This window comes from Cryobacterium sp. 10I1 (genome assembly GCF_035019805.1).
Lineage (GTDB): Bacteria > Actinomycetota > Actinomycetes > Actinomycetales > Microbacteriaceae > Cryobacterium > Cryobacterium glucosi.
This window is the reverse complement of record NZ_JASJVF010000095.1, coordinates 1-11,414: the sequence shown is the minus strand read 5'-3', so window position 1 is coordinate 11,414 and position 11,414 is coordinate 1. Positions and strand designations below refer to the sequence as shown.

The window sequence follows — 11,414 nt, the reverse complement described above, 5'->3', positions numbered from 1 at the left end:
GTCTACACCGCCCAACGGGTGCTCGCCGATGTCGGCCGGGCCCGGGCGGGGGTTCCGCCGTGCTTTCGGGCTGAGGTTCTGAGGTATTTTCAGTTGTCATACCGGTCACTCTACGAACGACCACCGACATTCTTGAGGCATCCGCACGCCCACGAATCACCTGTGGAAAACCCGGTCAGAAGCACTTTGTTGAGGACAAGCCGGCGCCTAAGCCACACTCGTCCGGACGGTGCCACAGGTGCGCCACGGACTATCGACGTCGACGGGTCGGGAACTCAGTACTCGCCCTTGATCACGAAGTAGGAACCCCGGATGACGCCGGCCAGTTTCGATTTCTGCCTTGCGAATTTGAATCGAGTGGCCAGTTCTTCGGGCACCTCCATGCCGTCGGCGAGCTTGAACCCGACGGCTCGCTTCTGACCGTCCTCGATGCCGTACATGACGTTGATCGACAATCCGGACTCGTAGAACACGTAGGCCATCCGAGTTCCCTCGACTTCGAAGGCGGTCACCTCGAGCGGGCTCGAGGCGATGACGATGTCACGCTCCTCCCTGAGGATGCGGCTCACCCACTCGAGCACGTCCGGAGCGTCGCTCACAGGGCTGACGGTGAAGACATGATCGTATTTGTTCTTGAAGTAGCGCGCCTCGTTGGCCCGCAAGCCGGCGAGCGCGTCCGTCACCGGCGACGATTCAAGTCCGACGGTCGATACGTTCACGAAGTCGACAATGTACGACATGCGGCCCCTCTTCGTTTGTGGTGCCGCCCACGCTAGCGCCGCATCCGCCTTCAGAGTATCGAACTAGCCGCAGAGTTCTTTAGCGATGCCGGCCTGCGGCGACACGATGATCTGGCTCACCTTGTCCTCCAGTACCACAAAATGGATCCACTTCCCCTCTCCGCTGGCCAGTGCGTACTGGGCGATGGGAGTGCCGGCATCCTGGTACGTGATCGCGGGGTACGCGATCGTGAGCTGGTCGAGCGTGGCACCGATTCCGATTCCCGCACTCGTCCGCGCCGACGACGTGGCGGAGCCAGCCGCGCTCTCCCCGGTCTGCACGACAACCTGCTGGATGATGCCGTCGCCGCCCTGATCGGCGATGACGAAGCTGGGGGATCCGGCCTCGGCGAAAGTGACGACAGAACGTGAGGGGCACTCGTCCCAGAGGGTCTGGCTGAAGGCGGTCATCGACTCCTTGGTCGAAGTCAGATCAGCCCCGAGCACCATCGGTCCGACACCGGAGAAGCCGATGATCCACGAGCTCGGGTCGTTCAGGTTAAGTGGAGCCGCTGTTGCGGTCACCGTAGGTGCAGACGTAGGCGCCGCGGTGGGCTGGATCGTGCTGGCGATCGGAACGGCAGAAGCGGTCGAACCCGGCGCCGGCGCATCCGCGTGCTGGCTGGAGCATCCGGACAGCAGGAGGCCCAGCGCCAGGATTCCGGCGAGCCTTGCCGTGGTGAGTCCGGATAGGTCGTGCACCATGTCGATTCCCCCGAGTTCTTGCTGATCAACCTAGCCAGAAGGCTAGCGCACCCAGAGTTCCGGCCCGCATAGGCCAAAATCGCGACTGATGTGGGATTTCGGCTCCGGCGGTTGGGCGCCCCATTGCACAGTGGAATGAACAGTGGTTCCGTGGATCCACGGATGCCGGAACCCCCCTCCCATCATCTCAACGACATTCACCATTCGACCTTCGAGCAGAGGAACCCGAACATGAATCTCGATCTTGCCGGAAAGACAGCCGTCGTCACGGGTGCCAGCAAGGGCATCGGACTCGCGGTGACCACCGCGCTCGTCGCCGAGGGAGCGCAGGTGATCGCAGGCTCCCGATCGTCGTCCTCCGAACTCGACGCTCTCGGCGACGCTGTCCGATTCGTTGCGGTTGATCTGTCGACCCCGACCGGCCCGGACAGGCTGATCGCCGAAGCCGCCGATGGCCTCGACATCCTCGTCAACAACGTCGGTGCGCTCACACCGCGCACTACGGGATTCCTCGACGTGACCGACGAGGACTGGCTCAACACCCTGAACCTCGATCTGATGGCCGTTGTGCGCACGACCCGAGCGGCCATTCCCCGGCTGATCGAGCGGGGAGGCGGAACCGTGGTCACCATCGCTTCCGTGAACGCTTACCTTCCCGACCCCGGAGTCATCGACTATTCCGTCGCGAAAGCAGGGGTCTGGAACCTCTCGAAGGCGCTCTCCAAGGAGTTCGGTGACCGGGGCATCCGCTTCAACACGGTCAGCCCCGGGCCGGTTTCGACGCCGCTGTGGTTGGGCGAAACCGGGGTGGCGTCGACGGTCGCTAAGGCCATGGGCGTCTCCCCCGACGAGGCACGCAAGCGCATCATCGAAGCCGGCGGCGGATTCTCCACCGGCCGCTTCACCGAACCAGGGGAAGTCGCGGACCTCGTGCTCCTGCTGGCCAGTGGGCGGGCCGGCAACGTCACGGGTGCCGACTTCAGAATCGACGGCGGGCTGACGAAGGAACTCTAGAACGACAGCGTGAGACGTCGCCGAGTGGGCGGAGAAGTTCCTGCTCACTCAGCGGGTGGCCGTCGCCCCGGGTTCCGCCTTTGGATCCGCCGGCGAGGGCTGGATCCGGGTCTGTCTGGCCGGACAGCAGGAACCGCTCCTGACGGCGCTCTCCCGCCTGCCCACACCCTGAGCCTTCACCCGGACGATGCCTGCGGTCGCGGGCTGGGCAGGGTGGCTACCTACTCCCGGCCGTCCTCAAGCGGGATGAGCATGGTGCGGAACGGTCCGGCGACGGCGTGGAGGTCCCAGATGCGATCGGCGACGCCGTCGATGCCGTTGGCCAACTGAAGCTGGGGAATGCCGCCCGGGATCACAAGCTGGCTGACCCGGATGCCCTCATCCGACAGGGCATCGTGGAGCATCTCGCCGTAGGCGCTCTCGGCCGGGAAGGCCACCGAGGTTCCCGCGAAGCCGGCGCGGGCCTTCACAGAGGTTCCGCCGTTGATCAGGATGATGCTGCCGCTCCCCGCCAGCCGCATTGCCGGGAGCACCGCACGCGCCGCGTGGATGAGCCCGAGGGCCGAGAACTGCAGTGCCTCCAGAGCCAGCTCCGGAGTCATCTCGAGAACCGGCTTCAGGTAGTCGCGGGACGGGAGCGGGCTGTACTGCAACACCGTGATGGCTCCGAGCTCCGCTTCGGCACGCGCAAGGGCCGCCTCGAGCGATGCCGGCGTGAGGACATCCGCTGCGTACGCCCTCGCGGTGAAGCCGGCGGCGGCCAGCTCGGCTGCCATGGCGTCGAGTTTCGACTGATTCCTGGCGATCAGGGCAATAGAGAAGCCTTCGCGCCCGAACCTTCGCGCGACGGCGGCGCCGAGTCCCGGTCCGGCTCCGATGATGGCGATGACGGGCACGGTGGTCTCCTTCGATGGATGCTGCTGCGATGACTATCGCAAGGAGCACGAGCCTAACGCGAAAGCGGGTCTCAACCGGACGAGCGCAGACCGCGACCGGTTACTTTTCGGCCACTTTCGCTTGCCGCGCGCGCAGATATCCGCGCACAAATTGCCACTCCATGATGAGGCCGAGAGCTGTCAGGATGAATGCGGTCGGGGTCCGGTCATCCCCATCACAACCGAAACCACGACGATGGCCGCACAGATCAACATGTTCCACAACGCCGCTACTATTCGACCGTTTGGTGAAGTGAGCCAACCGAGTCCGTTGTGATCACTCACCGAATCTGCCCTGTGAGTGCTCCGATTGATACGCAGGTACCGAGAACCACGAGGAGTGCGCCGCTCACCGCCATCAGTGCGGGTGATTGAGTTCGCTGCGATACGCGGAGGCCCTGCTGGCGTCGTTGGCGTCTCGCCAACTCCGATATCCGAGCGCGCTTCACGATGAACGTCACTCCGAATGCAATCGCGAACGGTCCCCATAGGAGCGCAAATACCTGGCCGGAGCTCATGGTGTGAATCCTACGGGCCGAAGAAAGTTCGCCCGGCTGTTTCGCGCTCGGAGTCTCCTGCGCGGTTCGGGTGCCATCCGCGCGACGCCAACAACGGAAGAGCGACGACCGGCACCTCTGCCGGTCGTCGCTCAGAAATTGGGATGCCGGAGGCTAGACGTTGAAGCGGAACTCCACGACGTCGCCGTCCTGCATGACGTATTCCTTGCCCTCGATACGGGCCTTGCCCTTGGCGCGGGCCTCGGCGATGGAGCCGGCGGCGATCAGGTCGTCGAAGGAGAAGACTTCGGCCTTGATGAAGCCCTTCTGGAAGTCGGTGTGGATCACGCCGGCGGCCTGCGGGGCGGTCCAGCCCTTGTGGATCGTCCACGCGCGGGTCTCCTTCGGGCCTGCCGTCAGGTAGGTCTGCAGGCCGAGGGTGTCGAAGCCGATGCGGGCGAGCTGGTCGAGACCGCTCTCGGCCTGGCCGGTCGAGGCGAGCATCTCCGCGGCGTCGGCCGCGTCGAGCTCGCTGAGCTCTGACTCGAGCTTGGCGTCGAGGAACACTGCGTTGGCCGGGGCGACGAGGGCGGCCAGCACGGCAAGCTTCTCGGCGTCCTGCAGCACGGCCTCGTCGACGTTGAACACGTAGATGAAGGGCTTGGCGGTGAGGAGGCCGAGTTCCCGGATCGGCTCGATGTCGAGCTTCGCGGACGACAGCGGCTGGCCGGCGTCGAGCACGGCCTGCGCCTTGAGCGCGGTCTCGAGCACGATCGGAGGCATCTTGCGGCCCTTGACCTCCTTCTCGAAACGACTGATGGCCTTCTCGAGGGTCTGCAGGTCCGCGAGGATGAGCTCGGTGTTGATGGTCTCCATGTCGCCGGCCGGGTTCACGGCGCCGTCGACGTGCACCACGTCGGGGTCGGCGAATCCGCGGATGACCTGCGCGATGGCATCCGCTTCACGGATGTTCGCGAGGAACTTGTTGCCGAGGCCTTCGCCCTCGCTCGCGCCGCGCACGATGCCGGCGATGTCGACGAAGGACACCGGTGCCGGGAGCAGGCGTTCGCTGCCGAAGATCGCGGCGAGCGCGGCGAGCCGGGAGTCCGGCAGGTTCACGATCCCCACGTTCGGCTCGATCGTGGCGAACGGGTAGTTCGCCGCGAGCACGTTGTTCTTGGTCAACGCGTTGAAGAGGGTGGACTTGCCGACATTGGGCAGTCCGACGATTGCAATAGTAAGAGCCACGAGAATCCATCGTACCGGGCGGGCCCCGCCGGGCCTGTCGGTGGGCCGTGAGAGCATGAAGGGGTGCCCCTCAACTTCACCGCGATCGACTTCGAAACCGCCAACTCCTCAAGCGCCTCCGCGTGTTCGGTCGGGCTCGTGAAGGTGCGTGACGGGCTCGTGACCGATCGGGTCGGCTGGTTCATCCAGCCCGCGCCCGGGCACGACGAGTTCCTGAAGTGGAACATCAAGATCCACGGCATCTACCCGGCGGATGTCTTCGGCGCCCCGACCTGGGCCCAGCAGCTCCCGGCACTGGTCGCCTTCGCCGACGGTGACACCCTAGTGGCCCACAACGCCGGCTTCGACCTCGGCGTCATCAAGACCGCCTCGACGGTCGCGGGACTCCCGGTGCCCGACTTCAGCTATGTGTGCAGCCTGCAGGTCGCCCGCCGCACGTACCACCTCGACTCGTACCGGCTCCCGGTCGCCGCGATGGCGGCCGGTTTCGAGGACTTCGCGCACCACGACGCCCTCGCCGACGCGGAGGCGTGCGCCGCCATCATCATCCACGCGGCGAAACGGCACGGCGCGGACACGGTCGAAGACCTGGCCCGGATCACCAAGGTCGCGGTCGGAGCCATCGGGCCCGTCGCCATCGCAGCGAAGGCCGCGGTCCACGGGCCGATGGCCCTGAGCTAGCAGCAAGACGATCCGGGCCGCCATCGTGGACTCCGAAGACCTGCCACTGAGCCCCTGGCCCCAGGACATGCAGATCAACGTCGAGGAGTGCTGGTCGCCCCTGACCTTCCTGCTCTTCGTGCGCAGCGCCTGGCACCTCGAGATCGACAGCGTTCCGCGCCTGGATTCGGAGCCGGACCCGGGTACCTCGCGCCGGCCGTCCGACCTCGACGTCGACGCCGCCGTGCAGCGCTGGCTGGCCGAGTGGCGGCGGGCCTGGACCCACTTCGACGTGGCCGAACCGACCGTGAGCATCCCGGACGAGGAGATCCAGCGCCTCCTGGACACCCTCACCGACGCGGAGCTGTGGGCGGCGACATCGACCTCGACCTGGCCCTCGGACTTCTGGAACTCCGGCATCGACCAGGAAGCCTATGGAATGTGGCGCACGACGATGCCCGCACCGCTCGGCGCCCTGCCGGAGAACCGCGTCATCCCCGCGCTCGTCACGGCAGGACAGGGCGGCCTCACGACGATCATCCAGCTGCCGTACCTCGGATTCTTCGCGCAGCGGATCAACCGGGAACACCTCGTCGTGTCGCGGACCACCCGGAACGACCCGGAAATGCTGACTCTCGCGCTCGCGCTCGAAGCCTGACGCGCTCCCAGCTCACCGGGTCGCCAGACCGGTGAACCCTCCTCGGCGGGTTCCCGCCTGCCGCGACGCCAATGTCGGTGGCCACTGGCAGGGTTGAGACATGGATCCCTGGCTCACCCTCCTTCTCGGCATCGCCCTCGGCGCCGTACTCGGCGCCCTCTGCACGGTCATCGTGCTGCAACGCCGCGCCGCCCGGGACGGCGCAGCCACGCCCACCGTCGATCCCGCCGTTCTCGAAGCCCGCCACCAGGTCGACCTCGCCGAACTGCGGTCCTCCGAGGCCGCCGTCTCGGCCATCCTGCGTGAAGAACTGGCCTCGGTGCAGGCCACGACGGATGCCCTCCGCGAGCAACTCGCCGAGGCGCAGCGCCGGGGACGCGAGTTCGACGAGCGGCACCGCGAGGAGGCCGCCGCCCGCACCGAACGCGAACAGCGGGAGAGCAAGGTCCTGCAGGCCCTGGCCCCGGTGCGGGAAAGCCTGCACGACATGCAGCTGAAGGTCTCCGAACTCGAGGCCCAGCGCAGCCTGCAGCACGGCGAGCTCAGCCAGCAACTCCGCAGTGCCACTGAATCCGAAGAGCGCCTGCGCAGCACCGCCGAGTCACTGGCTTCCGCTTTACGCGCCAACAACACGCGCGGAGTCTGGGGCGAGACCCAGCTGCGCAGCGTCGTCGAGGCCGCCGGGCTCATCGAGCGGGTCGATTTCGACGTGCAGTCGAGCATCAGCTCAGACGCGGGCGCCGGCCGGCCTGACATGGTCGTGCACCTGCCCGGAGGCAAGAACATCGCCGTCGACGCCAAGGTGCCGTTCACGGCGTTCCTCGAGGCGAGCCAGATCCCGGCGACGGCCACCGGTGCGGAGGGCGCACGGCGCACGGCTCTCCTGGGCGCCCACGTGAAGGCAGTGCGCGACCACATCACCGCCCTCGGCAGCAAGGCATACTGGCAGGGCCTCGAGGCCTCCCCCGAGATCGTGATCGCGTTCATCCCGAGCGAGTCGCTCGTGTCGTCCGCTCTCGAAGCCGACCCTTCGATCATGGAGTTCGCCTTCTCCAAACGGGTCGCGCTCGCCTCCCCCGTGACGCTCTGGTCGGTGCTCAAGACCGTCGCGTTCACCTGGCAACAGGATGTGCTCACGCACGACGCGAAAATGCTCTTCGACCTCAGCCGCGAGCTCTACGCCCGGCTGGCCGTCACCGCCACCCACATCGAGAAGCTGGGGCGCTCCATCGAGCGCACCGTCAAGGACTACAACGGTTTCGTCGGTTCGATGGAACGCCAGGTCCTGCCGACGGCGCGCAAGCTCAACGCACTCGACGAGTCCAAAGTGCTCGCCCCGCTGGCGGGCGTCGAGGAGTCCCCGCGGGAACTCGTCGCCTGGGAGTTCGTGACCGAACTGGAAGCCGCGGGACTCGCCGAGGCAGAACTCGAGGCATCCGCCCACCGCGCGGACTGAGCGGGCGCAATACGACAATCGCCGTTCCGGCCGAGCGTCTCCCGAAGAACGGGGGTACTCGGCCGAAACGGCGATTGTTGTAGGGAGATGCGGGGGTGCGGTCAGTGCGAGGTCAGTGCCCGCGGGCTACAGCCACTTGGCGGCGAGGTGGTCGGCCACGACCCGGCGGACGGTGCCGGACTTGCCGCGCATGACGATGCTCTCGGTGCGAATGATCGGACCCTTACGACGCACGCCGTCGACGAGACCGCCGTCGGTCACGCCGGTAGCGACGAAGAAGGTGTTGTCTCCCGAGACCATGTCGTCGAGGTCGAGCACCTTGTCGACGTCGAGTCCGGCAGCAATGGCCCTGGCACGTTCGGCGTCGTCCTTGGGGGCGAGTCGGCCCTGCATGAAGCCGCCGAGTGCCTTGAGCGCGCACGCCGTCGTGATGCCCTCCGGGCTGCCGCCGATACCGACGCACATGTCGATGCGGGTGCCGTAACGGGCGGCGTTGATGCCGCCGGCGACGTCGCCGTCGGACATGAGACGGGTGCCGGCTCCCGCGCTCCGGATCGCGTCGATCAGGCCTTCGTGGCGCGGACGGTTGAGCACGGCGACGACCATCTCGCCGATGGGCTTGCCGGTGGCCTGGGACAGCGCGCGCAGGTTGTCGCCGATTGGCTGGTCCAGGTGCACGACGCCGAAGCCGGCGGCGCCCGTGACGATCTTGTCCATGTAGAACACCGAGGAGGCATCGAGCATCGTGCCCCGGGACGATACGGCGATCACCGAGAGCGCGTTCTGGCGCCCCTCGGCCGTGAGGCTCGTGCCGTCGATGGGGTCCACGGCGATGTCGCAGGCCGGACCGGTGCCGTTTCCGACGTGCTCGCCGTTGAAGAGCATCGGGGCCTTGTCCTTCTCGCCCTCGCCGATGACGATGACTCCATCGAAGTTGACGGTACCGAGGAAGACTCGCATCGCGTCGACGGCGGCCTTGTCAGCCGCGTTCTTGTCTCCGCGGCCGATGAACGGCACCGCGCGGATAGCCGCGGCTTCGGTCGCGCGCACCAGCTCCATGGCCAGGTTTCGGTCCGGGTGGGTGAAATTGGGGGCGATTTCGGGGCTGTTCACAGATGGTCCTTCCCGGACGAAGAGTGCGGCAGTGGCAAGGCCCAGCGTTGGGCCGGCGCCGGTCGCCCAGCGCTGCCGTTTAAGAGCCTAGCGCCCGCCCAGCGGGAACGGCTGATGTTTCCCGTCCAGCCATCCAGCCGCCATCGGTAGGATGGGAAGACCGAATCTGTACAACCGAGGAGACGCAGAAACATGCCCATCGCAACCCCAGACCAGTATGCAGAGATGCTCAACAAAGCCAAGACCCAGGGTTTCGCTTACCCGGCGTTCAACGTTGCGTCTTCCCAGAGCATTAATGCCGTCCTGCAGGGCCTGACTGAAGCCGGCTCCGACGGCATCATCCAGGTCACCACCGGTGGCGCCGATTATTTCGCCGGCCACACGGTCAAGAACCGCGCATCCGGTGCGCTCGCCATGGCTCACTTCGTGCAGTCCGTCGCCGACAATTACCCCGTTACCGTTGCCCTGCACACGGACCACTGCCCCAAGGGCGCCCTGGACGACTTCGTCCTCCCCCTCATCGCCGCTTCGGAAGCCGAAGTCAAGGCCGGGCGCAACCCGATCTTCCAGTCGCACATGTGGGACGGTTCCGCCATCCCGCTCGCCGAGAACCTCGTCATCGCGAAGGACATCCTCAAGCGCACCAAGAACATCAACGCGATCCTCGAGGTCGAGATCGGCGCCGTCGGAGGCGAAGAAGACGGTGTCGAGGGCGACATCAACGAGAACCTGTACACGACCCTCGCCGACGCGAGCGCCATGATCGACGCCCTCGGCCTCGGCGAAGACGGCCGCTACATGGCCGCGCTGACCTTCGGCAACGTCCACGGTGTCTACAAGCCCGGCAACGTGAAGCTGCGCCCGGAGCTCCTCAAGGAGATCCAGGACGGCCTCGCCGCCAAGTACGGCACCGGCCCGAAGCCGCTTGACCTCGTCTTCCACGGCGGGTCCGGCTCGACCGCCGACGAGATCGCCGAAGCCGTCGCCAACGGCGTCGTGAAGATGAACATCGACACCGACACCCAGTACGCGTTCACGCGTGCCGTCGCCGGCTACATGCTGAAGAACTACGACGGCGTCCTCAAGATCGACGGCGAAGTCGGCAACAAGAAGCTGTATGACCCGCGCGCCTGGGGCAAGGTCGCCGAGACGGCGATGGCCGCCCGCGTCGTCGAAGCCACCCAGCAGCTCGGCTCCGCTGGACACTCGGAGAGCTAATCCGGAGTAAATTCATCCAATGGGCGAAACATCGGCGTACTCCAGCCACCTGTTCGTGCGGGGAACCCGCAACAACAGCTGGTCCAACATGCTCTCCTTCATTCCTGAAGGATCGAGGGTGCTGGATGTGGGGTGCTCGGCCGGAAATTTCGGTGAAGCCCTGGAACAGATGAATAACTGCACCGTCGTCGGTGTCGACCTGAATCCGGTCGACATCGACGAGGCGCGGGGCAAGATCTCCGAGGCCTACGTGCTCGACGTGAGCGACACGGCCGCCGTCGCCGGGCTCGGAGCTTTCGACGTCGTGCTGTTCGCCGACGTCCTCGAACACCTGCCAGACCCGCGCGCGACCCTCGTGGCCATTCGCGCCCTGCTGCGGCCCGGCGGAGTAGTGGTCTACTCGATTCCCAATATGGGTCACCTTTCCGTACGGCTGGACCTGCTCGAGGGCCGGTTCACCTACACGGAGACCGGGCTGCTCGACAAGACCCACCTGCATTTCTACGATGCCTTCGAGATCGAAGACATGTTCACGGCCGCCGGTTACGGCATCCGTGAGGAGGACCCCGTCGTCTCGGAATATCCGGAACGCTGGGTGACCGAACGTCTTGCCGGCCTCGGACTCACCGCGGACGAGACGTTCTTCGACCTCCTCAAGGCCACGGACAGCCACGTCTACCAGTACGTCGGAGTCGCGATCCCCCTGGCCTCCCTGCCGCGGAACACCGCGCCGATCCGCACGCGTGCAACACCACCCGACGAGATCCTCGGATTCGCGAACCGGATCGCCGCCGAGAACGAGGCGCTCAAGAACACGGATGCCGCCCTCGTCACAGCCGCCCAGGCCCGCCTCGAGGCGGACCTCCTCGCCGCTGACAAAGCAACCGCCCTGGCCGAACGGGACGCCGCGACGGCCGAGCTCGTCGCCACCTCCGCCGCCAGGGATGCCCTGGCCGGCGAAGTAGCCGGTCTCCGGGCGCACCTCACCTATATGAAGACGCACCCCGTCGCCTTCCTCACCCGCAAATTAGTCGAACGGCTCCCCCGTGCCCAGCGAAAACGTCCCTGACGATCGGCCCGGTCATCGCCGCCGCCGGGCTCGCCTGGTTGTCCTTCGTCACTGTCCAGGAC

The 11,414-nt window shown here is 66.3% G+C and carries 12 protein-coding genes; 7 read left to right on the top strand and 5 right to left on the bottom strand.

The annotated features are described in order from the left end of the window. Positions 1-275 precede the first annotated feature (275 nt). Both QN345_RS10060 and QN345_RS10055 read right to left on the bottom strand, forming a co-directional pair. Positions 276-740 (bottom strand): phage tail protein, encoded by a 465-nt coding sequence (locus tag QN345_RS10060; RefSeq protein ID WP_322189592.1) that lies wholly within the window; start codon positions 738-740, stop codon positions 276-278. 63 nt (positions 741-803) lie between these two features. Beyond that, complete coding sequence (locus QN345_RS10055; RefSeq protein WP_322136202.1) at positions 804-1,484, bottom strand: hypothetical protein; 681 nt, start codon at positions 1,482-1,484, stop codon at positions 804-806. Positions 1,485-1,715: 231 nt separating this feature from the next. Between QN345_RS10055 and QN345_RS10050 the strand changes: the two genes are divergently transcribed. Next, a complete protein-coding gene (locus tag QN345_RS10050) occupies positions 1,716-2,498 on the top strand; it encodes an SDR family oxidoreductase (RefSeq protein WP_134449505.1) in 783 nt (260 codons plus the stop codon). Between the two features lie 221 nt (positions 2,499-2,719). Here the strand turns inward: QN345_RS10050 and QN345_RS10045 are convergent, their stop codons facing one another. Further along, entirely contained in the window at positions 2,720-3,394 is a 675-nt protein-coding gene (locus QN345_RS10045; protein WP_322136203.1) for an SDR family NAD(P)-dependent oxidoreductase, read from the bottom strand. On the opposite strand from QN345_RS10045, the gene QN345_RS10040 reads away from it, so the two are divergent. After that, the gene (locus QN345_RS10040; protein ID WP_322136204.1) at positions 3,384-3,710 is read left to right on the top strand and encodes a hypothetical protein; all 327 of its coding nucleotides are present in this window, start codon (positions 3,384-3,386) and stop codon (positions 3,708-3,710) included. The two genes, QN345_RS10045 and QN345_RS10040, sit on opposite strands and share 11 nt — an antisense overlap. Positions 3,711-4,104: 394 nt before the next feature. Here the strand turns inward: QN345_RS10040 and ychF are convergent, their stop codons facing one another. Next, positions 4,105-5,178 carry a redox-regulated ATPase YchF gene (gene ychF / locus QN345_RS10035; protein WP_134449502.1) on the bottom strand — a complete coding sequence of 358 codons (1,074 nt, stop codon included), beginning with the start codon at positions 5,176-5,178 and terminating at the stop codon, positions 4,105-4,107. A gap of 63 nt (positions 5,179-5,241) precedes the next feature. Between ychF and QN345_RS10030 the strand changes: the two genes are divergently transcribed. The 3 genes from QN345_RS10030 to rmuC all read left to right on the top strand — a co-directional run bounded on the left by QN345_RS10030 (position 5,242) and on the right by rmuC (position 7,952). After that, the gene (locus tag QN345_RS10030) at positions 5,242-5,859 is read left to right on the top strand and encodes an exonuclease domain-containing protein (RefSeq protein WP_134449501.1); all 618 of its coding nucleotides are present in this window, start codon (positions 5,242-5,244) and stop codon (positions 5,857-5,859) included. A 25-nt stretch (positions 5,860-5,884) separates the two neighbouring features. Then, positions 5,885-6,496: a hypothetical protein gene (locus QN345_RS10025; RefSeq protein ID WP_322136205.1), complete on the top strand. Its 612-nt coding sequence runs from the start codon at positions 5,885-5,887 to the stop codon at positions 6,494-6,496. A 100-nt stretch (positions 6,497-6,596) separates the two neighbouring features. Further along, positions 6,597-7,952 carry a DNA recombination protein RmuC gene (rmuC, locus tag QN345_RS10020; protein WP_134449499.1) on the top strand — a complete coding sequence of 452 codons (1,356 nt, stop codon included), beginning with the start codon at positions 6,597-6,599 and terminating at the stop codon, positions 7,950-7,952. 126 nt (positions 7,953-8,078) lie between these two features. Here rmuC and glpX read toward each other — a convergent pair whose 3' ends face one another. Then, entirely contained in the window at positions 8,079-9,011 is a 933-nt protein-coding gene (gene glpX / locus QN345_RS10015; RefSeq protein WP_134449619.1) for a class II fructose-bisphosphatase, read from the bottom strand. Between the two features lie 246 nt (positions 9,012-9,257). Between glpX and fbaA the strand changes: the two genes are divergently transcribed. Together fbaA and QN345_RS10005 are read left to right on the top strand one after the other, a co-directional pair. After that, positions 9,258-10,283 (top strand): class II fructose-bisphosphate aldolase, encoded by a 1,026-nt coding sequence (gene fbaA, locus QN345_RS10010; RefSeq protein WP_134449498.1) that lies wholly within the window; start codon positions 9,258-9,260, stop codon positions 10,281-10,283. 19 nt (positions 10,284-10,302) lie between these two features. After that, positions 10,303-11,352: a class I SAM-dependent methyltransferase gene (locus QN345_RS10005; RefSeq protein ID WP_134558099.1), complete on the top strand. Its 1,050-nt coding sequence runs from the start codon at positions 10,303-10,305 to the stop codon at positions 11,350-11,352. The last annotated feature ends 62 nt before the right edge of the window (positions 11,353-11,414 follow it).